The sequence below is a fragment of the Nocardioides agri genome (assembly GCF_013778305.1).
GTDB lineage: Bacteria > Actinomycetota > Actinomycetes > Propionibacteriales > Nocardioidaceae > Nocardioides > Nocardioides agri.
Window position 1 is genome coordinate 2,584,921 of the sequence record NZ_JACEIC010000002.1, and the last position, 22,246, is coordinate 2,607,166.

The 22,246-nt window shown below is 71.1% G+C and carries 19 protein-coding genes and 1 tRNA gene; 15 read left to right on the plus strand and 5 right to left on the minus strand.

The genetic code is table 11. The features are described from left to right. Positions 1-51: 51 nt before the first annotated feature. The 6 genes from chvE (at position 52) to HZF07_RS17075 (ending at position 7,601) form a co-directional block, all read left to right on the plus strand. Positions 52-1,137, plus strand: a complete 1,086-nt coding sequence (gene chvE / locus HZF07_RS17050) for a multiple monosaccharide ABC transporter substrate-binding protein (protein ID WP_309504807.1) — start codon at positions 52-54, stop codon at positions 1,135-1,137. A 118-nt stretch (positions 1,138-1,255) separates the two neighbouring features. After that, positions 1,256-2,791 (plus strand): multiple monosaccharide ABC transporter ATP-binding protein, encoded by a 1,536-nt coding sequence (gene mmsA / locus HZF07_RS17055; RefSeq protein WP_157343285.1) that lies wholly within the window; start codon positions 1,256-1,258, stop codon positions 2,789-2,791. Further along, positions 2,788-4,074, plus strand: a complete 1,287-nt coding sequence (gene mmsB / locus HZF07_RS17060; RefSeq protein WP_157343287.1) for a multiple monosaccharide ABC transporter permease — start codon at positions 2,788-2,790, stop codon at positions 4,072-4,074. The genes mmsA and mmsB overlap by 4 nt, the downstream gene beginning before the upstream one ends. Before the next feature lie 148 nt (positions 4,075-4,222). Next, complete coding sequence (gene tmk / locus HZF07_RS17065) at positions 4,223-4,876, plus strand: dTMP kinase (protein ID WP_309504808.1); 654 nt, start codon at positions 4,223-4,225, stop codon at positions 4,874-4,876. Then, positions 4,873-6,066 carry a DNA polymerase III subunit delta' gene (locus tag HZF07_RS17070; RefSeq protein WP_309504809.1) on the plus strand — a complete coding sequence of 398 codons (1,194 nt, stop codon included), beginning with the start codon at positions 4,873-4,875 and terminating at the stop codon, positions 6,064-6,066. Before tmk ends, HZF07_RS17070 begins: the two co-directional genes overlap by 4 nt. Next, positions 6,063-7,601 (plus strand): alpha/beta hydrolase, encoded by a 1,539-nt coding sequence (locus tag HZF07_RS17075; RefSeq protein WP_157343289.1) that lies wholly within the window; start codon positions 6,063-6,065, stop codon positions 7,599-7,601. The genes HZF07_RS17070 and HZF07_RS17075 overlap by 4 nt, the downstream gene beginning before the upstream one ends. 7 nt (positions 7,602-7,608) lie before the next feature. Here HZF07_RS17075 and HZF07_RS17080 read toward each other — a convergent pair whose 3' ends face one another. Then, a complete protein-coding gene (locus HZF07_RS17080; protein WP_157343291.1) occupies positions 7,609-7,962 on the minus strand; it encodes a VOC family protein in 354 nt (117 codons plus the stop codon). Positions 7,963-8,229: 267 nt separating this feature from the next. On the opposite strand from HZF07_RS17080, the gene HZF07_RS17085 reads away from it, so the two are divergent. After that, positions 8,230-8,709, plus strand: a complete 480-nt coding sequence (locus tag HZF07_RS17085) for an ABC transporter substrate-binding protein (RefSeq protein WP_157343293.1) — start codon at positions 8,230-8,232, stop codon at positions 8,707-8,709. Positions 8,710-9,201: 492 nt separating this feature from the next. On the opposite strand, the gene HZF07_RS17090 is transcribed toward HZF07_RS17085, so the two are convergent. After that, entirely contained in the window at positions 9,202-10,164 is a 963-nt protein-coding gene (locus HZF07_RS17090; protein ID WP_157343295.1) for a TauD/TfdA dioxygenase family protein, read from the minus strand. A 206-nt stretch (positions 10,165-10,370) separates the two neighbouring features. Here HZF07_RS17090 and HZF07_RS17095 point away from each other — a divergent pair, with 206 nt between their 5' ends. The 6 genes from HZF07_RS17095 (at position 10,371) to HZF07_RS17120 (ending at position 19,077) form a co-directional block, all read left to right on the plus strand. Further along, entirely contained in the window at positions 10,371-11,564 is a 1,194-nt protein-coding gene (locus tag HZF07_RS17095) for an ROK family transcriptional regulator (protein WP_157343297.1), read from the plus strand. 67 nt (positions 11,565-11,631) lie between these two features. After that, positions 11,632-13,209: an ABC transporter substrate-binding protein gene (locus HZF07_RS17100; protein WP_181645311.1), complete on the plus strand. Its 1,578-nt coding sequence runs from the start codon at positions 11,632-11,634 to the stop codon at positions 13,207-13,209. Between the two features lie 7 nt (positions 13,210-13,216). Continuing rightward, positions 13,217-14,176: an ABC transporter permease gene (locus HZF07_RS17105; protein ID WP_157343299.1), complete on the plus strand. Its 960-nt coding sequence runs from the start codon at positions 13,217-13,219 to the stop codon at positions 14,174-14,176. Beyond that, entirely contained in the window at positions 14,173-15,063 is an 891-nt protein-coding gene (locus HZF07_RS17110) for an ABC transporter permease (protein ID WP_157343301.1), read from the plus strand. Before HZF07_RS17105 ends, HZF07_RS17110 begins: the two co-directional genes overlap by 4 nt. Continuing rightward, on the plus strand, positions 15,056-16,729 hold the full coding sequence (locus tag HZF07_RS17115; RefSeq protein ID WP_309504810.1) for an ABC transporter ATP-binding protein: 1,674 nt from the start codon (positions 15,056-15,058) through the stop codon (positions 16,727-16,729). The genes HZF07_RS17110 and HZF07_RS17115 overlap by 8 nt, the downstream gene beginning before the upstream one ends. 14 nt (positions 16,730-16,743) lie before the next feature. Further along, positions 16,744-19,077, plus strand: coding sequence for an arylsulfatase (locus HZF07_RS17120; RefSeq protein WP_157343303.1), 2,334 nt, complete (start codon positions 16,744-16,746; stop codon positions 19,075-19,077). A gap of 137 nt (positions 19,078-19,214) precedes the next feature. On the opposite strand, the gene HZF07_RS17125 is transcribed toward HZF07_RS17120, so the two are convergent. Both HZF07_RS17125 and HZF07_RS17130 read right to left on the minus strand, forming a co-directional pair. Continuing rightward, positions 19,215-19,610 carry a limonene-1,2-epoxide hydrolase family protein gene (locus HZF07_RS17125; RefSeq protein ID WP_157343305.1) on the minus strand — a complete coding sequence of 132 codons (396 nt, stop codon included), beginning with the start codon at positions 19,608-19,610 and terminating at the stop codon, positions 19,215-19,217. Between the two features lie 30 nt (positions 19,611-19,640). Continuing rightward, complete coding sequence (locus HZF07_RS17130) at positions 19,641-20,558, minus strand: LysR family transcriptional regulator (protein WP_181645312.1); 918 nt, start codon at positions 20,556-20,558, stop codon at positions 19,641-19,643. Between the two features lie 133 nt (positions 20,559-20,691). On the opposite strand from HZF07_RS17130, the gene HZF07_RS17135 reads away from it, so the two are divergent. Together HZF07_RS17135 and HZF07_RS17140 are read left to right on the plus strand one after the other, a co-directional pair. Next, positions 20,692-20,874: a hypothetical protein gene (locus HZF07_RS17135; RefSeq protein WP_157343309.1), complete on the plus strand. Its 183-nt coding sequence runs from the start codon at positions 20,692-20,694 to the stop codon at positions 20,872-20,874. Between the two features lie 175 nt (positions 20,875-21,049). Next, positions 21,050-21,125: transfer RNA gene (locus HZF07_RS17140), tRNA-Thr, on the plus strand. A 476-nt stretch (positions 21,126-21,601) separates the two neighbouring features. Here the strand turns inward: HZF07_RS17140 and HZF07_RS17145 are convergent. Beyond that, complete coding sequence (locus HZF07_RS17145) at positions 21,602-21,985, minus strand: VOC family protein (RefSeq protein ID WP_157343311.1); 384 nt, start codon at positions 21,983-21,985, stop codon at positions 21,602-21,604. Between the last annotated feature and the right edge of the window lie 261 nt (positions 21,986-22,246).

Consider the following 22,246-nt stretch of genomic DNA (forward strand, 5'->3'; position numbering starts at 1 on the left):
ACGGCCACGGGACGGACCCTGGCCGGCAGGAAGAACGAAAGGGAGAGGGCAGTGCGCAAGCTCCTCAGCATTGTCGGCGCCACGGTCCTGGCGCTGAGCCTCGCGGCTTGTGGCGGCGACGACGAAAGCGGTTCGAGCGACGGTGGCGGCGACGCCGGCACCGTTGGCGTCGCGATGCCGACCAAGTCGTCCGAGCGCTGGATCGCCGACGGCAACAACATCAAGTCCCAGCTCGAGGAGGCCGGCTACGACGTCGACCTCCAGTACGCCGAGGACGACATCCCGACCCAGGTCTCCCAGGTCGAGAACATGGTCACCAAGGGCGTCGACGTCCTGGTCATCGCGGCGATCGACGGCACCGCTCTCGGTGACGTGCTCGAGACCGCGGCCAGCCAGGACATCCCGGTGATCGCGTACGACCGCCTGATCCGCGACAGCGAGAACGTCGACTACTACACGACCTTCGACAACTTCAAGGTCGGCGTCATGCAGGCCGAGTCGCTGGTCGAGGGCCTCGAGGCGAGCGGCAAGGCGCCGTACAACGTCGAGCTCTTCGCCGGCTCCCCCGACGACAACAACGCGACGTTCTTCTGGAACGGCGCCATGTCGGTGCTCCAGCCGATGATCGACTCGGGCGACATCGTCGTCCCGTCCGGCCAGACCGACTTCGACCAGGCCGCGATCCTGCGTTGGGACCCGGCCACCGCGCAGAAGCGCATGGAGGACATCCTCACCGGCACCTACGCCTCCGAGACCGTCCAGGGCGTCCTCTCGCCCTACGACGGCCTGTCGCTCGGCATCATCGCCGCCCTCCAGGGCAACGGCTACGGCGGCGGCGGCAAGCCGCTCCCGGTCGTGACCGGCCAGGACGCCGAGGTCCAGTCGGTGAAGTCGATCCTCGCCGGCGAGCAGTACTCCACGATCTTCAAGGACACGCGTGAGCTGGCCAAGGTGACCGTGAGCATGATCAAGGCCATCGCCAACGGCGACGACCCCGAGGTCAACGACACCGAGACGTACGACAACGGCGTCAAGGTCGTCCCGTCGTACCTCCTCGACCCGGTGCCGGTCGGCAAGGACGACGTGCAGTCGGTCCTCGTCGACTCGGGCTACTACACCGAGGCCGACCTCAAGTAGCACCTCGACGTGATGTGATCGGGGCGGCGGGCCTGCACTGACAGGCCCGTCGTCCCGGTCCACACTGTCCAGACGTACCCCAGGTCCCACCCTCGACCTCGATCCCGAGAGGAGTGACATGACCGGACCGATCCTCGAGATGCGCTCGATCACCAAGCGGTTCCCGGGTGTCCTCGCGCTGTCCGACGTCAACCTCACCGTCCGTCGCGGCGACATCCACGCCATCTGCGGCGAGAACGGCGCCGGCAAGTCGACGCTGATGAAGGTGCTCAGCGGCGTCTACCCGCACGGCTCGTACGACGGGGAGGTGTGGTTCGACGGCAGCGTGGTCGAGTTCGGGAACCTCCGGCAGAGCGAGGCCAGCGGCATCGTCATCATCCACCAGGAGCTGGCGCTGATCCCCGAGCTGTCGATCGCCGAGAACATCTTCCTCGGCAACGAGACCGCCAAGCGGGGCGTCATCAACTGGGACGCCGCCCACCACCGGGCGATCGAGCTGATGGCCCGCGTCGGCCTCGCCGAGAACCCCCTGACCAAGGTCAAGGACCTCGGCATCGGCAAGCAGCAGCTGGTCGAGATCGCGAAGGCCCTCGGCAAGGACGTGCGCCTGCTGATCCTCGACGAGCCGACCGCAGCGCTCAACGACGACGACTCCGCCCACCTGCTCGACCTGCTCCGCGGGCTCAAGGGCAAGGGCATCACCTCGATCATGATCAGCCACAAGCTCAACGAGATCGAGCAGGTCGCGGACGCGATCACGATCCTCCGCGACGGCCGCACGATCGAGACGCTCGACGTCGCCGTCGGTGCCGTCGACCAGGACCGCATCATCCGCGGGATGGTCGGCCGCGACCTCGAGCACCGGTTCCCCGACCACACGCCGGAGATAGGTGACGTGCTGCTCGAGGTCAGCAACTGGAGCGTGAGCCACCCCACCGACCACAGCCGTGACGTGATCCGGTCGGTGGACCTGACGGTCCGCCACGGCGAGATCGTCGGCATCGCGGGCCTGATGGGCGCCGGGCGCACCGAGCTCGCGCGCAGCATCTTCGGCCGCTCGTACGGTGGCAGGTTCGAGGGCGAGCTGCGCCTCGACGGCAAGCAGGTCGAGCTGCGCTCGGTCCACGCCGCGATCGGCGCCGGCATCGCCTACCTCAGCGAGGACCGCAAGGGCCTCGGGCTGAACCTGCTCGACGACATCAAGACGTCCATCACGTCGGCCGGGCTCGGCAAGCTCCGACGCGGCCTGACCGTCGACGAGGACCAGGAGGTCGTGGTCGCCGAGCGCTTCCGCAAGGACCTCAACATCAAGGCGCCCAGCACCTCGGTCGGCGTCGGCAAGCTCTCCGGCGGCAACCAGCAGAAGGTCGTGCTGAGCAAGTGGATGTTCACCGACCCGCAGGTGCTGATCCTCGACGAGCCGACCCGCGGCATCGACGTCGGCGCCAAGTACGAGATCTACGGGATCATCCAGGGCCTCGCCAAGCAGGGCAAGGGCGTGCTGGTGATCTCCTCCGAGCTCCCCGAGCTCATCGGTCTGTGCGACCGCATCTACACCCTCGCTGAGGGTCAGATCACCCAGGAGCTCGCGCGCGGCGAGTTCACCCAGGAAAGGCTGATGAAGCACATGACGGCGGACGTGAGGCAAGCATGAACAAGCTGCAGAACATCCTGCGCGGCAACATCCGCCAGTACGGCATGGTCATCGCCCTCGCGGCGCTGCTCGTGTTCTTCCAGCTCAGGACCGACGGCATCATGCTCAAGCCGATCAACGTGTCCAACTTGGTCGTGCAGAACGCCCAGATCCTCATCCTCGCCATCGGCATGGTGATGGTGATCGTGGCGCGTCACATCGACCTCTCGGTCGGCTCGGTGGCCGCGTTCGTGGGTGCGGTGGCCGCGATCCTGATGACCAAGCACGACGTGCCGTGGTTCCTCGCGGTGGTCATCTGCCTGGTGCTGGCCGCGGCGATCGGCGCCTGGCACGGCTTCTGGGTCGCCTACGTCGGCATCCCGGCGTTCATCGTCACGCTGGCGAGCATGCTGCTCTTCCGCGGCCTGACGCTGGTCGTCCTCAAGGGCGCGACCGTCGGCAGCCTGCCGCAGGGCTTCAAGGACATCGGCAGCGGCTTCCTGCCCGAGATCGGGCCGGACACCGGCTACCACAACGTGACGCTGATCCTCGGGGCGGTGGCCGCGCTCGCGCTGGTCGTGATGGACGTGCGCAAGCGGCGCGCCACGCAGAAGTACGGCTTCGACGTGCTGCCCCTCCCGCTCTTCCTGCTCAAGAACGCGCTGATCGCCGGCGTCATCATCTACTTCTCCTACCTGCTGGCCTCGGCGCGGGGCCTGCCGATCGTCGGCGTGATCCTCTTCGCGCTGATCATCATCTACAGCTTCGTGATGAACCGGACCGTCTTCGGTCGCCAGGTGTACGCCGTCGGCGGCAACGTCGACGCCGCGACGATGTCGGGCGTCAACACCAGGCGCGTCGACTTCCTCGTCATGATGAACATGGGCCTGCTCGCCGGTCTCGCCGGCCTGGTCACCACCGCCCGCCTCACCGCCGCCAACCCCAAGGCGGGCACGAACTTCGAGCTCGACGCGATCGCCGCGGCGTTCATCGGTGGCGCCGCCGTCACCGGCGGTGTCGGCACCGTCATCGGCGCCATCGTCGGTGGTCTCGTCATGGGTGTCCTCAACAACGGCATGTCGCTCATGGGCGTCTCGATCGACTGGCAGCAAGCGATCAAGGGCCTGGTGCTGCTGGCTGCCGTCGCCTTCGACGTGTGGAACAAGCGTCGCACCGCCAGCGGTGGCGGCGCGGGTGCCGAGAAGGCCGACGCCACAGCGCCACCGCCGCCAGAGCTCATCGAGGAGATCGAGGAGCTGGAGGCGGCCGACTCGGGGCCGCCCGGCCCGGCCCCCGCGCGCTGAGCGGATCGGTCACCGACCCCCGCAGCCGCGTCGCCGGACTCTTGACGACCCACCTTTTCCTCGACCTCCAAGGTGGTGGTCCGGGCGCGGCTGCGGGCCGTTGCGACCCGAGGTGGCGACAGTCGGTGCCGCCCCGTAGGTTCTCCGCGTGAGCACGTTGCCCGGTTCCTACGCACCGACCGGCGTGTTCGTCTGCTTCGAGGGCGGGGAGGGCTCGGGCAAGTCCACCCAGTCCCGGCTGCTGCGTGACTGGCTGGAGGCCGAGGCGTACGCCGTCGTGCTGACGTTCGAGCCCGGCGACACCGCCGTCGGCAAGGAGCTGCGCTCGATCGTGCTCAGCCCCGAGACGGGCGACATCTCCGACCGCACGGAGGCGCTGCTCTACGCCGCCGACAAGGCCGAGCACGTCGACACCGTGGTCCAGCCGGCCCTCGACCGCGGCGACGTGGTGATCACCGACCGCTACGTCGACTCGATGCTCGCCTACCAGGGCGCCGGCCGGGCGCTCGACGTCGACGAGGTCGAGCGGGTCGCCCGGTGGGCGACCCACGACCTGCGTCCGCACCTCACGGTCGTGCTCGACCTCGAGCCGGCGGCCGGTCTGGGTCGGTTCGCCGAGCGCGACCGGATCGAAGGCGAGTCGCTGGAGTTCCACCAGCGGGTGCGGGAGGGGTTCCTCCGCCTCGCGGCCGAGGCTCCCGACCACTACCTCGTGCTCGACGCCCGCGCACCGGTCGAGGAGATCGCCGCGCAGATCCGCGCCGCGGTCACGCCGTACCTGCCCCAGGCGGCGCACTCGTGAGCGCCCTTCGAGACGCGGCGTCCCTCGACTCCTCAGGCACCGTGTGGGACTCGCTGGTGGGCCAGCGGCGTGCGGTCGAGGTGCTCTCGACGGCCGCGGCCGGGCAGGGCATGAGCCACGCGTTCCTCTTCACCGGGCCGCCCGGGTCGGGCCGGTCCAACGCGGCGGTCGCGTTCGCGGCGGCGCTCCAGTGCGAGTCGGAGCCGCGGGGCTGCGGCACCTGCCACGCCTGCCACACCGTGCTCGCGGGCTCGCACGCCGACGTCGCGGTGATCCGCACCGAGCGGCTCTCGATCGGCGTCAACGAGGTGCGCGACCTGGTGCGCCGCTCCGCGCTCGCGCCGGTCGGCCGGCACTGGCAGATCGTGATCGTCGAGGACGCCGACCGGCTCACCGAGGGCGCGTGCAACGCGCTGCTCAAGGCGATCGAGGAGCCGACCGAGCGCACCGTCTGGATGCTGTGCGCGCCGACGGTCGAGGACGTGCTGCCCACGATCCGCTCCCGCTGCCGGCTGGTCACGCTCAGCACGCCGTCGCCCGACGCGGTCGCCGACTTCCTGCGCCGCCGCGACGGGGTGAGCGAGGCGCTCGCGTCGTACGCCGCCCGCGCCAGCCAGGGCCACATCGGCCGCGCGCGCGCGCTGGCCCGCGACGAGGACACCCGCAACCGCCGCCGCGAGGTGGTCGCGATCCCGACCCAGCTCACCTCCCTCGGCGCGTGCATGGGCAAGGCGGCGACGCTCACCGAGGTCACCAAGGCCGAGGCCGACGCGATCACCTCCGAGCTCGACGCGCGGGAGAAGGCCGACCTCGACGCGGCCTACGGCGTGGTCGAGCGCGGCCGGCGCCCCCGCGAGTACGCGCCCGCGCTGCGCGACCTCGAGAAGGACCAGAAGACCCGCGCCAAGCGGCGTCACCTCGACGTCGTCGACCGGGGGCTCATGGACCTGGTCTCGGTCTACCGCGACGCGATCGCGGTCTCGACCGGGGCCACCGGTGCCCTGGTCAACGAGGAGATACGGCCCGAGATCGAGCGGCTGGCGCGCACCGGCACGCCCGAGGTGCAGCTGCGCCGGATCGCCGCGATCTTCGAGGCGCGCGAGCAGATGCTGGAGTTCAACGTGCAGCCGGCGCTCGCCCTGGAGTCGATGATGCTGGCGCTGGTCGCCCCGGAGGTACGTCGAGGATGAACCTCCGGCGCGCGGTGGCGCTCCTCGTCGTGCTGGCCCTGGTCGTCGGGTCGGCGCTCACCGTCGCGCTCGTCGTGGCCGCCGACCACGACGGCGCCCGGGACGACGTCTCCGACGACCGCCCCGCCGTGGGTGGCCCCGGCGCGACGCTGGAGACGTTCTACGCCCAGGACCTCCACTGGCGCGACTGCGACGATGCCGAGTGCGGGGAGCTCACCGTCCCGGTCGACTACCGCGACCCCGGCGGCGAGACCATCGACCTCGCGCTGCTCAAGGTGCCGGCGGCCGACCCCGATGCCCGGATCGGCTCGCTGGTGGTCAACCCGGGCGGCCCGGGTGCTCCGGGCACCGACTACGCCGGCAGCGCCCGGGAGGTGTTCCGGCAGCCGATCCTCGACGCCTACGACATCGTCGGCTTCGACCCGCGCGGCACCGGCCACAGCGCGCCGGTCGACTGCCTCGCCGACGGGGAGCTCGACGACTACATCGCGCAGGACCCGGACCCCGACACCGCCGCGGAGGCGCAGACGTACGCCGGGTGGGTGAAGGCGTTCGGCGTCGGCTGCGCCGACCGCTCCGGAGACGTCGCGGCCCACGTCACCACGATCGAGACCGCCCGCGACATGGACGTGCTCCGGGCTGCCCTGGGCGAGGACCAGCTCGACTACTTCGGCGCCTCCTACGGCACCAAGCTCGGCGCGACCTACGCCGACCTCTTCCCGGACCGGGTCGGCCGCCTCGTGCTCGACGGCGCGGTCGACGTCTCGCTGAGCAGCCGGGAGCTGAGCCTGCAGCAGGCGGCCGGGTTCGAGACCGCGCTGCGCGCCTACGTGCAGGACTGCGTCGACTCCGGCGACTGCGTGCTCGGCGACTCGCTCGACGAGGGGCTCGCCACGATCAAGCAGCTGCTCGACGACATCGACGCCGAGCCGCTGCCGACCGACGACGGCGACCGGGTGCTCGCGGTCGGCAACGCCTTCTACGGCGTGGTGCTGCCGCTCTACGTCCGCGACTACTGGGACCTGCTGACCCAGGGACTGACCGCCGCGCTCGACGGCGACGGCACGCTGCTGCTGCGGTACTCCGACGTCTACAACTCGCGCGGGGGCGGCGGCTACACCGACAACAGCTCCGAGGCGATCTACGCGATCAACTGCCTCGACGACCCGTGGGCGATCCCGGCCCGCGAGGTCCCCGGCCAGCTGCCCGAGTTCGAGGCGGCGTCCGCGACCTTCGGGTCGGTCTTCGCGTGGGGGCTGACGAGCTGCGGTGGCATCCAGGTGCAGTCCTCCGAGCCGGCCCGCGACATCCGCGCCGCCGGCGCCGCCCCGATCGTCGTCGTCGGCACCACGCGCGACCCGGCCACGCCGTACGCGTGGGCGGTCGCGCTCGCCGACCAGCTCGAGTCCGGCGTCCTGGTCAGTCGCGACGGCGACGGCCACACCGGCTACAACTCGGGCAACGAGTGCGTCGACACCGCCGTCGAGGACTACCTCGTCGAGGGCACGGTGCCCGAGGACGGGCTGTCCTGCTGATCGCGCCTCACACCGGCTGCCAGAGCTCGATCCGGTTGCCCTCGGGATCGGTGACCCACCCGAACCGACCGACCCCCTCCATGTCCTGGGTCTCCGCGGCGACGTCGGCGCCGTGCTCGCGCAGCTGGACGAGCATCGCGTCGAGGTCGCGGACCCGGAGGTTGAGCATCGTCTGCTGCGTACGACGCCCGAAGTAGTCGGTGTCCGCCTCGAAGATCGCGACCACGGTCGGCCCCGGCTCCTGCTGCCACAGGCCGTGCTCGCTGACGTCGAGCCCGAGGACGTCGCGGTACCAGGCGGTCAACGCAGCCGGGTCGGTCGCGCGCACGAAGTAGCCACCGATGCCGAGAACACGTTCCATGAAGCCAGCCTGCCAGCAACCTCCCGCGAGCGCATGGGTGTGAGACCTCAGGTCTGGGGTACCCCCGGAAGACCCGGGGGACAGGGTTCGTCACCACCTGGGAGGAAACAAATGCAGAAGCTACTCGGATCCACGGCCGCCCGCGCCGTCGCGCTCGCGACCGTACTGGCGATGAGCCTTGTCTCGTTGCAGTCCGCACCAGCCATCGGGGAGGGAGCCCGTTCCGGAGCCGCCGAGCGTTCCGTCGCTCAGACCAAGGCCGGCGAGTTGAAGTCACGCATCGTCGGCACCACGAGCAAGGGCCAGAAGGTCACCGGCTCGTTCGTGCCCTTGAAGTTCATCGACCGCAACGGGTCCCTCCGCGTGCGTGGTCTCGTGCAGGGGGTCGTGCACGAGAAGAACGGCGACCGCACGACGTTCGCCACCATGAAGACCATGAAGGTCGCCTCGATCGCTGGCGCTCCGGCAGCGGGGCGGACCGCGGCCACACAGCGGGCGACCTGCGACATCCTCAACCTGGTGCTCGGCCCGCTGGACCTGGATCTGCTCGGTCTGAAGGTGCACCTGGACCGGGTCGTCCTCAACATCGTCGCTGAGTCCGGCGCCGGCAACCTGCTCGGCAACCTGCTCTGCTCGATCACCGGGCTGCTCGACGGCGGCCCGCTCGGCGGTCTGCTCGGCGGTGTGCTCGGTCAGCTGAGCGACCTGCTCAACCAGATCCTCGGCCTGCTGCGCCTGGGAGTCTGACCGCACCAGGTTTGGTGCTGCCTCCCTGCCGGGTACCCCCGCTGCGGGGACAGCCGTTTGGGCAGAGAGGCAGCACCATGGCCGTGATGAGCATCGACGCCGCTGCGCACGCGCACAGCTGGAGCCTGCAGGGCGTCACCTACGAGGACTCCCTGGTGCTGGAGGAGCTCGTCTGCTCCGGCTGCGGAGCCGTCACCTACCGCTGACCGCCCCGGGACTCTGGTCCCGGGCCTCAGCTGCCGGTCTGGTCTCCGGGGTGCCAGCAGCCGTCGGCGCCGGGGTGCCAGTCGAGGTTGCGCAGCAGGTCCATCGGGACCATCACGATCGAGGTCTGTCCGTCCATGACCGGCACACTCCCCTCCGTCCGTGGCGCCGAAACGCGCGATTCTGGCCGCGATCCTGACCGCGATCCTGACGTGGTCCACACACCCGTCCCGGGCATGACGAGGCCCCGGGGAGGGTGCGGTCCCCGGGGCCTCGGTTCGGGGGAGCTCAGGAGATGAGCTCGTCCAGGCTGGAGAACGCCGTGGCGTCGCCCTGGACGACCCGGCTGTGCTCGCCGGCGATGCTCACCGGCACGTCGCCGGCCACGGTGATGCGCCGGACCTCGCGGTACTGCTCGTCGAAGTCCGCGACCGCGTAGTGCTGGGTGGCGCGGTTGTCCCAGATCGCCACGTCGCCCTCCGCCCAGGTCCACCGGACCGTGTTCTCGAGCTTCGTGACGCGCGCCTGCAGCAGCTGGAAGAGCGCGTGCGACTCGGCGGTGTTGAGGCCGACGAAGCTCTTCACGAAGTGACCGAGCACGAGCGACCGCTCGCCGGTCTCCGGGTGCACACGCACGACGGGGTGCTCGGTCTGGAAGAGGATCCGGGTGAACTCGCGGCGGGTGAACACGTTGTCCTGGTCGTGCTCGATCTCGGCCTTCTCCGACTGCGCGGCGTAGTCGTAGTCGTTGGTGTGGGTCGCCCAGAGGTTGTCGACGAGCGCCTTGAGCGCGTCGGGGAGCGTCTCGTACGCCGTGACGGTGTTGGCCCAGTTGGTGGTGCCGCCGTAGGCCGGGATGGCGACCCCGCGCAGCACGCTGAACGCCGGGATCCGGTCGACGAACGTGACGTCGGTGTGCCACGAGTTGGCGGCCATGCCCTTGTTGGCGGCGAGCGCCAGCACCCGGGCGCTGCCGGTGTTCACCGTGGGGTGGGCAGTGGTCAGCGGGCCGAGGAGCTCCGCGAACGCGATCTGGGCCTCGTCGTCGAGGTGGTTCTGGCCGCGGAAGAACACGACCTTGTGCTCGAGGATGGCCGCGCGGATCGTGGCGACGGTCTCCGGCGAGAGGTCGCCGGAGAGGCGGACGCCGTCGATCCGGGCGCCGATCCGGCCGCCGATCTTGCTGACGGTGACGCCGGTCGCGGCGGTCCCGGCGGCGGAGCTGGTCTCGCGGTCGAGGCTGATGGTCATGGGGGAATCCCTTTCTCCACTGAGGTCTGAGCTCACGTCTGAGTGATCTCTCGCCACTGTCCGGAGCCGGACCGCCCCCGCCAAGGGTTTCTCTCGCGGCGACGCAAACCCCGTGTCGGGCGTTGAGACGGCGTCTCGGATCGAGTATCAATCCCTATAGTCAATCAAGTCACTCGACTTTGGAACGGCGACGGAGGGAGGTCCGGGTGCAGCGCTCACCGATGGTCGTGGTCTCGCGCGGCAAGCTCGCCCCGGCGGCCGCGCGCGTGCTCGAGGAGCTGCGCGGCGCCGGCCCCCTCGCCCGCGAGCAGCTCGTGCAGGCGACGGGGCTCAGCGGCGCCACGATCGCCCGCGCCGTGACGTCGCTCGGCTCCGCCGGCATGGTCCGCGAGCGGCGTGACCTGGCCCCGGCCGGCGCGGTCGGCCGACCGGGCGCACCGGTGGAGATCGATCCGACGTCCTACGTCGTGGTCGCCGTCCACCAGGGCGTGCTCGAGACCACCGTCGCCCTCTGCGACCTCGCCGGTCGTGTGCTCGTGAGCGAGTCGCGTCCGCACCGCCAGGGTGCGCCCGTCGACCTGGACCTGCTCGGCCGGCTGGCCGCACGGCTGCTCGGCGAGTCACCGGGCCGGGTGCCGCTCGGGGCGGGCCTGGTCGCGCCGTGGCGCGACCTCGGCATCGACCAGCACGAGACCGGAGCCGCGCTCCAGGATGTGCTCGGCCTCGACGTCGTGACCGCCGACCACATCGCGGCCGTCGCCGCGGCGGAGTTCATCCACCGCCGGCACGGCACCGGGGGCGTCACGACCTACCTCTACGCCCGCAACTCCGCCGGCTTCGTGATGGCGGTGGACCGCGGCTCCCACACCGAGGTCTCCCGGGTCGCGAGCCTCACCCACTTCCCGGCGGGCACCGACGTGCCCTGCCACTGCGGCCACGCCGGCTGCCTGTCGGCGAGCGCCGGCGACCAGGTGCTCGCGCAGGAGGCGTACGCCGCCGGTCTCGTCCAGCGGCCGGAGATCGAGGACCTCTACCAGGCCGCCGGGGCCGGCTCGGTGCAGGCGGTCGCGCTGCTGCGGCGCCGCGCCCGGCTGCTCGGCCGGATCGCGGCGACCGTACGCGACATGGTCAACCCCGACCGGCTGATCCTCGTCGGCCAGGCGTTCACGGGCTACCCCCCCCTGCTCGACGAGGTGGTGGCGTCCTTCGCCGAGACCACCCGCCTGCCCGACCTCACGCCGAGCTTCACCCGGTTCGGCGCCGGCATCCAGGCCGTCGCCGCCGGGACGATCGCGCTCGGGCCGGTCTACGACGACCCGCTCGCGGCCGTGGCCCACCTCGCCCCGAAGGGCGAGCGATGTCGGGGCGCCCTGCCGTGCCCCGAGCACGTGATCGCCTGACCCGCTCCCGCTCCCGCTCCCGCTCCACCCTCCCGAGAAGCACCCACCCCTGCGAAAGGACGCCTCCGTGCGCGCATCCTCCCGTCTCACCATCACCCGCAGCCTGGCCCTCGCGGTCGCCGGCGCCCTGACCCTCGGCGTGCTGACCGCGTGCTCGTCGGCCGTCGGCGAGGCGCACAGGGGCGGCTCGGAGTCGGGCCCGAGCGACGGCGGCCTGCTGCGCATCGGGTCGACCTCCGACATCGTGCCGGCGACGATCTTCACGAACTCCTCCGACGCCACCAACACCCTGATCGGCGCGGTCTACGACAGCCTGATCGACTACCCGCTCGACAGCCTCGAGCCCCAGCCCCGGCTGGCGACGTCGTGGGAGCAGGCTGACGACGGCCTCTCGCTGACCCTCCAGCTGCGCGACGACGTGAAGTTCCACAGCGGGCGGGACTTCACCAGCAAGGACGTCGAGTTCAGCATCAAGACCTGGGCCGACCCGACCTGGACCGTCCAACTCCAGCGCACGGCCGCGGCGATCACCGGGTTCGACACCACCGACCCGCACGCGATCACGCTGACCTTCGACCACCCGCTGAGCAACGTCTTCGACCTCCTCGACATGCTGCCGATCATCGACAGCGAGAGCATCGACGAGCTCAAGCAGGGCAAGGCCTACGTCGGCACCGGCCCCTTCGTCTTTGAGTCCTGGACGCCCAGCTCCAAGCTGGAGTTCACCCGCAACGACGACTACTGGGGCGACGAGCCGCACCTCGACGGCATCGAGGTCGACATCGTCTCCGACCCGCAGGCGCAGGTCTCCCAGCTCCGCTCCGGCCAGCTCGACCTGATCACCGGCGCGTCCAACCGCGACCTGGAGACGCTCGGCAAGGACAGCAAGTTCAGCGTCACCGGCTTCGACGGCGCCGCCCAGCAGATCTACGTCGGCGCCGACCTGACCAATCCCAACCTCGACGACCTCGAGCTGCGCAAGGCGATCGCGTACGCCGTCGACCGGGAGCGGATCGTCGACGAGGTCTTCCGTGGTGTCGGCACCCCGATCAACCTGCCGTGGCCCGACTACTCCCCGGCGTACGACGCGGCGGGCAACGAGACCTACCCCTACGACCCCGACCAGGCGAAGGGCATCGTGACGAAGCTCGGCGACCTGCCCACGCTGCCGCTGGCCTACCCGGCGGGCAACGCCAACTACGAGCAGGTCGCGCAGATCGTCCAGGCCAACCTGGAGGCGGTCGGCATCAAGACCGAGCTCCAGCCGACGGAGTACAGCCAGTTCATCAAGCAGCTGATCGGCGGGACCATGGGCGGCCTCTGGATCCTCCAGCACGCCTACGCGCACTACACGCCGTCGACGCTGGCCGTCAGCGCCTACCCGTTCAACGCGGACAAGAACGCCTCGCACTTCGAGTCGGCGGAGTACAAGAGGCACGCCGAGGCCGCCTGGGGGGCTCCGAGCGGTGACTCGCCCGAGGCGATCGAGAACTACCAGGCCCTCAACAAGGACCTGCTCGACAACCTCTTCCTCATCGAGCTCGCACTGCTGCACTTCCAGGTCGCCTCGACCCCCGACGTGCAGGACTTCACGATGTCGAAGCGTGGCGAGCTCGACTTCCGAGCCACCTACCTCGCGGACTGAGGCCGACATGGGTGCGTACCTGCTGCGCCGGCTCCCGTCGGCACTGGTCGTCCTGGCGGTCGCGTCGTTCGCGATCTTCGCCATGGTGCGGCTGGTGCCGGGGGACCCGGTCGCGACCCTGGCCGGACCGGACGCCTCGCCCGAGGCGCGGGCCGAGATCGCCGCCGAGCTCGGGCTGGACCAGCCACTGGTGACGCAGTACGTCACCTGGCTGGGCCAGCTCGCCCACCTCGACCTCGGCACGTCGTACCGGATCGGTGGCCAGGTCTCCGACCTGGTCGCCGACGGGGCGGTCAACACGATCGTGCTGACGATCGCGGCGCTGCTGCTGGCCGTGGCCGTGGCGCTGGTCTCCAGCGTGCTCGCCGTGGTGCTCGACAAGCGGTGGGTCAACGCGGCGCTGTCCTTCGGCAACACGCTCGCGATCGCGCTTCCGACGTTCGTCACCGGGCTGGTGCTGATCCTGCTCTTCGCGGTGGTCTTCCCGGTGCTGCCGGCGGGCGGCACACCGCCCGACGGCTTCATCGCCCGGCCGGACATCGCGGCGCAGTACCTGCTGCTGCCCGCCGTCTGCCTGGCGCTGGGCGCCGGCGCTGCGCTGACCCGCTTCCTCACCGAGGCCCTGCGCACCGAGATGCGTCAGCCCTACGTCACCACCGCCCGCGCGCTCGGCATCTCGCGCCGCCGGATCGTGCTCACCCAGGCCCTGCGCAACGCGCTGCCCTCGACGATCACGGTGCTGGGCATCCAGTTCGGCACGCTGCTCGGCGGTGCGGTGCTGGTGGAGGCGATCTTCACCTGGCCGGGCCTGGGCGGCCTGATCGAGGAGGCGATCTCGGGACGCGACTACCCGCTGGTGCAGGTGCTGCTGCTCCTGTCCGTCGCGGTGTTCGTCGCCGTGCAGCTGCTCACCGACGTCGTCCACGCGTGGCTGGACCCGCGGGTGCGCATCGGAGGTGCGGCATGAGCGAGTCCCTCATCGACGTCGCGGCGCCCGAGCACGCGGCGCCGCAGCCCGACGAGCAGTTCGACCAGCGCCGTCGGCCGAGCATCTGGTCGGCGCTGCGCCGCGGCAAGGGGCTGGCCGGCGTGCTCCTGGTCGGCGCTGTCGTCGCCCTCGGCCTGCTGGCTCCGCTGCTCGCGCCGCACAGTCCGACCGAGCAGATCCCCGGGGCCAACCTCGTGGGACCCTCCGGCGCCCACTGGCTGGGCACCGACGAGGTCAACCGCGACCTCCTCTCCCGCACCCTCTTCGGCATCCGGACCGACCTCGTCGTCGTGTTCCTGGCGGTCCCGATCGGCGCCGCCATCGGCATCCTGGTCGGTCTGGTCTCGAGCTGGTGGACCTTCACCGACGTCGTCGCCCAGCGGGTCTTCGACCTGGTGCTGGCCTTCCCGACGCTGATCCTGGCGATCGCGCTCACCGCGTTCGTCGGTCCCGGCCTGCGCACGGTCTTCTTCGTGATCCTGGCCGTGGAGCTGCCGGTCTTCGGCCGCCTGACCCGGACCTCGGTGCGCACGGTCCGCGAGATGCCGTACGTCGAGGCGGCCCACGTCGTCGGCGCCGGGTCGTGGTGGCAGCTGCGGCGGCACGTGCTGCCGAACTCGATGGAGCCGCTGCTCGTGCAACTCGCGGTCTCGATGTCGGTCGCCGTGTTCATCGAGGGCGCGATGAGCTTCCTCGGACTCGGTGTCCGGCCGCCCGCGCCGTCGCTCGGCTCCCTGATCCGCGACGGCGTGCGGAACATGTACGACGCGCCGTACTTCGCCGTCGGGCCGCTCGCGCTCGTCGTCGCGCTCGTCCTCGGCCTGCTGCTCGTGTCCCAGGCACTCGCGGAGGCCCGCCGTGCCTGACCTGGAGGTGTCTGTGTCCACACCGGTGCTCGAGGTCCGCGACCTCGCGATCTCGTTCTCCCATCCCCGCCCGGCCGTCCGGTCGGTCAGCGTGACCGTCGACCAGGGGGAGGTTGTCGCCCTGGTCGGCGAGTCCGGGTCGGGCAAGTCGATGACCGCTCGGGCGGTCATCGGCCTGCTCCCCGACGGCGCGGTGGCCACCGGCTCGGTGCGGCTGCGCGGCGAGGAGGTGCTCGGGCTGCCCGAGGCCGAGCTCGTCAAGGTCCGCGGTCGCCGCGTGGCCATGGTCTTCCAGGAGCCGCAGACCGCGCTCAACCCGGTCCGCACCATCGGCTGGCAGATCGGCGAGGCCCTGCGCGCCCACGGCGGGTCGCGCGGCCGGGCCGCCCGCGAGCGCGCGGTCGAGCTGCTCCGCCAGGTCGAGATCCCCGACCCCGAGGAGCGGCTCGGCTTCTACCCCCACCAGCTCTCCGGCGGCCAGAAGCAGCGCGTCGTGCTCGCCCTGGCGCTCGCCAACGAGCCCGAGCTGCTGCTCGCGGACGAGCCGACGACCGCGCTCGACGTCACCGTGCAGGCCGAGATCCTCGCGCTGCTCCGGCGGATCCGGGACCGCACCGGCACCAGCATCCTGATCATCACCCACAACATGGGCGTGGTCGCCCACCTCGCCGACCGGGTCGTCGTGCTCCGGCAGGGCGAGGTGGTCGAGGAGGCCGAGACCCGCGAGCTCTTCGCCGCCCCGCGGCACGCCTACACGCGCCAGCTGCTGGCGGCCGTCCCCCGACTGCCGGGACCGGGCGAGCTCGTGCAGGCCCTGCCGGCGGAGCCCGCGCCCGACGCCGTCCCCGCGCTGGAGTACGACGACGTGCGGGTCCACTACGGCTCCCGGATGCGCGGGCGCGTGCTGCCCGCCGTCGACGGGGTCACCCTCCGCCTCGAGCGGGGCGAGGTGCTCGGACTGGTGGGGGAGTCCGGGTCCGGCAAGACCACGCTCGGCCGTCTCGCGGCCGGTCTGGTCCCACTCGCCGGTGGGCGGGTCCGGGTCGGCGGCGAGGACCTCGCCGCCGCCCGGGGCCGTCGCCGCGTCGACCTGCGCCGTCGACTGGCCTTCGTCCACCAGGACCCCGAGGCGTCGCTCGACCCGCGCTTCTCGATCGGTGAGGCGATCCGGGAGCCGCTGGACGTGCACGGCGTCGGCAGCCGCCAGTCCCGCGAGCAGCGAGTGCTCGAGCTGCTGGACGCCGTGCGCCTGCCGGCCTCGTTCGCGGGCCGGCGCCCCCGCGAGCTGTCCGGCGGCCAGCGGCAGCGGGTGGCGCTGGCCCGGGCGCTGACCCTCGAGCCGCAGCTGCTGATCGCCGACGAGCCGACCAGCGCGCTCGACGTGTCGGTGCAGGCCGAGGTGCTCGAGCTCTTCGCCGACCTCCAGCGCCGGCTCGGCTTCGCCTGCGTGTTCATCAGCCACGACCTGGCCGTGGTCAACAAGGTCGCCGACCAGGTCGCCGTGCTGCGTGCCGGCAAGGTCGTCGAGTCGGGGTCGGCCGCCCGGGTCTTCGGCGAGCCCGCGCACGACTACACCCGGCGGCTGCTCGACGCCGTCCCCGTCCCCGACCCCACCGTCCGCGACGCCACCGGCCCGGCCCTGCACCCGCACGTCGCCGCGTCCTGAACCAGGAGAACCCCATGGACCGCACCCACCTGCCCTTCGACGGCGCGCGCCCGTCGTACGACCCGGCCGTCGACGTCCGCGACCAGGACGCCGCCCTGCCGGCCCGCCCGCTCGCGCAGGCGCCCGAGGGCGCGCCCAACGTGCTGCTCGTGCTGCTCGACGACATGGGCTTCGGCGCCTCGTCGGCCTTCGGCGGCCCGTGCCGGATGCCGGTCGCCGAGGCGCTCGCCGACAACGGCCTGCGCTACAGCCGCTTCCACACCACCGCGCTGTGCTCCCCGACCCGGGCCGCGCTGATGACCGGCCGCAACCACCACGCCGTCGGCATGGGGACGGTCGTGGAGATCTCGACCGGCCGGCCGGGCTACGACGCGACCCGGCCGCTCAGCGCCGGGACGCTCGCGCAGACGCTGTCCTACAACGGCTACGCGACCGGCGCCTTCGGCAAGTGGCACCAGACCCCGTCCTGGGAGCAGACAGCGGCGGGCCCGTTCGACCGCTGGCCGACCCGCGAGGGCTTCGACCGCTTCTACGGCTTCCTCGGGGGCGAGGCGTCGCAGTTCGAGCCGACGCTGGTCGAGGGCACCACGTTCGTCGACCCGCCGCGCACCCCCGAGGAGGGCTACCACCTCTCCGAGGACCTGGTCGACCGGGCGATCGCGTGGGTGCGCGAGGTGCGCACCCACGCGCCGGACAAGCCGTGGTTCTGCTACCTGCCGTTCGGCGCCACGCACGCCCCCTTCCAGGTGCCCGAGGGCTGGGCCGAGAGGTACCGCGGCGAGTTCGCGCACGGCTGGGACCGCCAGCGCGAGATCACCCTCGAGCGGCAGAAGGAGATCGGCGTCGTCCCGCCGGAGGCACAGCTCGCGCCGTGGACGCCCGGCGTACCCCACTGGGACGAGCTCTCCGACGACGACCGCCTGGTGGCCGAGCGCCTGATGGAGCTCTACGCCGCGTTCGCCGAGCACACCGACGCGCAGGTCGGCCGGCTGGTCGAGGCGCTGCGCGCGTCCGGCGAGCTCGACAACACGATCGTGCTCTACGTCCTGGGCGACAACGGGGCCTCGGCCGAGGGCGGGATCGAGGGCACCCTCAACGAGACGCTGCGGCTCAACGGCATCGAGGACGACACCGCCCGGATCGCGTGCCGCCTCGACGAGCTCGGCACGCCGGACAGCTACGCGCACTACCCGGCCGGCTGGGCGGTGGCGATGGACACGCCGTACCAGTGGACCAAGCAGGTCGCCTCCCACTACGGCGGCACCCGCAACGGCCTGGTCGTGCACTGGCCCGACGGCATCGCCGGGCGCGGCGAGGTGCGGCACCAGTGGCACCACGTCGTCGACGTGCTGCCGACGCTGCTCGAGGCCGCCGGCCTGCCGCTGCCGGTGAGCATCGACGGCGTGGAGCAGCAGCCCCTCGACGGCGTGTCGTTCCGGTACTCCTTCAACGACGCAGGAGCGCCGGAGCGGCACGTCACGCAGTACTTCGAGATGTTCGGCAACCGCGGCATCTACCACCACGGCTGGACCGCGGTCGCCAAGCACAAGACGCCGTGGGCGACCGCGCAGCGCGACACCCCGCCGATGGCGGAGGACCGCTGGGAGCTCTACGACACCCGGTCGGACTGGACGCAGACGATCGACCTCGCCGAGACCCACCCCGAGCGGCTGGCCGAGCTGCAGGAGCTGTTCCTGGCCGAGGCGCGCCGCAACCACGTGCTGCCGATGGACGACCAGCTCTCCGGCCGCTTCGACGCCCGGACGGCCGGGCGGCCGGCGCCGCCCCGCTCGATCCGCCTGCTGCCGGGCGCGGGTCGGCTGCGCGAGGACGCCGTACCCAGCCTGAAGAACACGTCGTTCGCGATCCGTGCGGCGCTGTCGTCGGACGCGTCGACCGAGGGGGTCGTGGTCGCGCAGGGCGGTGGCTTCGGCGGCTGGGCGCTCTACGTCAAGGACGGTCTGCTCACCTACGCCTACAACTTCGGCGCGGTCACCGTCACCCACGTCCGGGCCGGCACTCCGCTGGCGGCCGGTGACCACGTCGTCGAGGTGCTGTTCACCTACGACGGCGGTGGCCTCGGCCGCGGCGGCGACGTCCGGCTGGTCGTCGACGGCGAGAAGGTCGGCGCGGGTCGGGTCGAGCGCACGCTGCCGTTCTTCTACTCGATGGACCAGACCCTCGACGTCGGCCTCGACCGCGGCACGCCGGTGACGTCGGACTACGGCCGCGCCGCCCGGGGCTTCGCGTTCACCGGCCGCATCCGCGAGGTCGTCATCGAGGCCGGCGACGACGCTCTCACCCCGACGGACGAGCAGCTCCTCAAGGCCACCCTGGTCACCCACTAGCCCGACTCGGCGCGTCTTGCCCACCCAGGAGCGCCGACTCGGCGCATCTTGTACGCCGTACGGGCAAGACGCGCCGACTCGCGCCCCGTAGGCGAGCAAGACGCGCCGACTCGCGCTCCAGGAGGGCGAGGGCGGTCTCAGCCCGGCAGGAGGCCCTTCACCAGACCCGTGAGGCCGGAGCCGAGCACGTCGGCCCAGCTGAAGGCGTCGTCCCAGAGCACGACCTTGCCGTCGCGGACCTCGAAGGTGCCGCGCACCCAGAACTCGCTGCGCCACCGGCCGAACGTGAGCACGTCGGTGCGGTCGGTGAGGACGACGTCCCCCGTGGCCGCGATGTGGTGGTGGACGACCTCGAACCCGATGCCGCGATCGACCATCCCGCGCAGCTGCTGGGCGACCTGCGGCCCGCGGAACGTGGGCAGGTAGGTGTTGCGCCACACCACGTCGGCGTCGAGGAGCTCGATCGCGGCGTCGACGTCGCCGGCGGCGAGCTTGTCCAGCAGGTCGCGGACCACGGTCTCCGGTGTGCTCATGCCTCCACCCTAGGCACGCCGGGCGCGGAATCAGAGGGGTTCGGCGATCGCCTGGATCCGCTTCGTGGCCAGCTCGATCATCAACCGGGCGGCCGGGGAGAGGATCGCGCCGCTGCGGTGCACGACCGCGAAGGTGTCGTAGACCCGCGGTCGCAGCGATGCCCAGCTCGCGTTCGGCGCCAGCCGGGGGAGCAGCTGCTGGGCGGCGCCCTTGGGGACGACCGAGTCGGCGAACCCCATCCCCACCAGCTCGACCGCGGTCTCGATGTCCTCGACCTCGATCCGGCTCGGTGGGTTGCGCCCGGTCTCGTGCAGCATCTGACGCAGCGTGATGCGCGTGGAGTCGACGGCCCGGTACGTCGTCTCCGCCATCACCAGGGACGCGGTCGAGAGTCGGTGCGCGGTGACGGGCGACGCCGTCCGGTCCGGATCGGCGCTGATGTAGACGAGCTCCTCGCGGGCGACCGGGGTGACCGTCATGCCCTCGCTCTCGACCGTCGAGACCGCGAGCATCGCCGCCTCGAGCCGACCGCGGCGCAGGTCCTCGAAGACCTCGGTCGAGTTCTGCCCGATGAGCTCGACCCGGACGCCGGGGTAGCGGGTGAGCACGTCGGCGATCAGCCGCGAGCCGCCGTACAGGCGGGCGATGCCGAACATGCCGAAGCGGATCGTGCCCTTCTCGAAGTTCTTCACCTCCTGCACCGACTGCTGCGCCTCGTCGACCGCGGCCAGCACCTGCTCGGCGTGCGGGCGCAGGGTGTCGGCCACCGTGGTGGGGACGACGCCGCGGCCGACCCGGCGGAAGAGCTGGACGCCGAGGCTCTTCTCGAGCGTGCGGATCTGCTCCGAGACCGACGGCTGCGAGTAGCCGAGCTCCTCGGCCGCCGCCGTGAGCGAGCCGTGCTCGTAGGTCGCGAGGAAGCAGGTCAGCTGGTGGAGTGAGAGCACGCTCACAACCATAGGCGATGCCTTTGGTTCCTGAAGGAAAGAAAGGCTACCCCTATGTCTACACCTGTTGAAGGATAGGTGTCGAGGACATCTGGGCAAGCAGATGTCCAGGTCAGCGAGAGGGAGGTCCACCATGTTCGACCACACGTGCACCGCGTGCGAGAAGCGCCAGCTCATCTTCCCGAGCCAGGTCACCGACATGGCGAACACGGACCACGGCATCAAGGTCTCCTTCACCTGCTGGTGCGGCGCGGAGCAGTCCGTCCTCACCGGCAAGCGTGCCGTCTCGGCCTCCAAGGTCACGCTGGCCGCCTGAGGCTTCCCCGCCTCCAGCTTCCAGCCGGGCGACGTAGTCGCGTTCGTCGTACGGCTGGGCTCGATCTGCCCGGACCCGGTGCGGTCCGGGCAGCTCGCATTTTCGGCCCTGCCGCGGGGGTGGCCCCCGTTTTCGCGGCCGGGCCGTCGGCTCCCTATACTTCCGGGGGTTGCCCGCCGCCTTAGCTCAGTCGGTAGAGCGAATCACTCGTAATGATTAGGTCGTCGGTTCGATTCCGACAGGCGGCTCCACCAGATGGCCCCTGGCCTGCAGCGATGCAGGCCGGGGGCCATCGTCGTACCGGGGGATCGATCCAAGCCCACGGGAAACCCACGCGAAACCGGTTCGTCCGCGCCGGTCTGCTCGAAGGCGTCAGTTGCGATCGTCTTCGTGGTCAGCATGTAGCCCGGCTCGACTGCGGTGATCTCGGTGTACAAGATTCCGCGAACTCCGTCGGGCTGGACGCAGGAACCGCAGCCCGACTCACGCTCGCGCCTAGCGTCGACGGGCGAGGGACGCTATCCGTCGAATGTGCCACCGTCCTCACGACGGAGTCGCGGAGCTACGAGAGTCGAGACTCAACTCGTTGGGCGCAGGGCGACCAGCGTCGCTCATCGGATCCGCGCGTACAGCGTGGCGGTAGGACGATCGGCCGAAGTCCGCAGCGGAGTGAGGCGCGCCGCGACTCGGCCGTCGCACGCGCTATCGGGTCGTGACGTGGTGCGGCTCAGTCGCCGCTGCCGTAGGGGCGGGTGATGATCTCCAGCCAGTGCCCGTCGGGGCCTTCCCAGTAGAGCCCCCGACCTCCGTCTTCGTGGTTCACCTCGTTTGGGTGTCTCTTGAACGGGTCTGCCCACCACTGCCGACCGTCGTGCCGCAAGCGACCGAGGATGAGGTCGAACTCCTGTTCACTGACGAGGAAGGCGTAGTGCTGACCATGGATTTCGCCCTCGGTATCCATGAAGTCCAGGCTCACCGCGTTGTCGAGCTTGAGCTCCACGAACGGTCCGTAGGCGCTTGCCTCCGGCAAGCCGAGCACCCCGCCGACATCGCGGGCCGCGTCCCATCGGTTCTTCACGTGCACGATGGTGTGGTTCAGCTCGACACTCATCAGGGTCCTCCCGCGACTGCTGGTCGTGGCTTGCGCGCCGGCTTCACGCCAGTCTGCACCCAAAACTCCCTCGCCGCGTTGCGTCAATCGACGGGGCGAGGGACGGCAAGACGCCACCTGGACGGCCCGCGACCTGGGGCATGTCTCGAGCCACCCGAGAGGCCCGGCGCCGCGGTACGGACACTGGCCGCAGTCGCGGCGGTGTGACGCCCCTCCTCACCCGAGCACGCGAGTGCGTAGGGCGCTGCCTTCCGCCGGGTA

Excerpts from the sequence above, each read along its gene's own strand:
- mmsA (WP_157343285.1), top strand. The coding sequence starts at position 1,256 with ATGACCGGACCGATCCTCGAGATGCGCTCGATCACCAAGCGGTTCCCG.
- mmsB (WP_157343287.1), top strand. The coding sequence starts at position 2,788 with ATGAACAAGCTGCAGAACATCCTGCGCGGCAACATCCGCCAGTACGGC.
- HZF07_RS17075 (WP_157343289.1), top strand. The coding sequence starts at position 6,063 with ATGAACCTCCGGCGCGCGGTGGCGCTCCTCGTCGTGCTGGCCCTGGTC.
- HZF07_RS17080 (WP_157343291.1), bottom strand. The coding sequence starts at position 7,962 with ATGGAACGTGTTCTCGGCATCGGTGGCTACTTCGTGCGCGCGACCGAC.
- HZF07_RS17090 (WP_157343295.1), bottom strand. The coding sequence starts at position 10,164 with ATGACCATCAGCCTCGACCGCGAGACCAGCTCCGCCGCCGGGACCGCC.
- HZF07_RS17105 (WP_157343299.1), top strand. The coding sequence starts at position 13,217 with ATGGGTGCGTACCTGCTGCGCCGGCTCCCGTCGGCACTGGTCGTCCTG.
- HZF07_RS17110 (WP_157343301.1), top strand. The coding sequence starts at position 14,173 with ATGAGCGAGTCCCTCATCGACGTCGCGGCGCCCGAGCACGCGGCGCCG.
- HZF07_RS17120 (WP_157343303.1), top strand. The coding sequence starts at position 16,744 with ATGGACCGCACCCACCTGCCCTTCGACGGCGCGCGCCCGTCGTACGAC.
- HZF07_RS17125 (WP_157343305.1), bottom strand. The coding sequence starts at position 19,610 with ATGAGCACACCGGAGACCGTGGTCCGCGACCTGCTGGACAAGCTCGCC.
- HZF07_RS17135 (WP_157343309.1), top strand. The coding sequence starts at position 20,692 with ATGTTCGACCACACGTGCACCGCGTGCGAGAAGCGCCAGCTCATCTTC.
- HZF07_RS17145 (WP_157343311.1), bottom strand. The coding sequence starts at position 21,985 with ATGAGTGTCGAGCTGAACCACACCATCGTGCACGTGAAGAACCGATGG.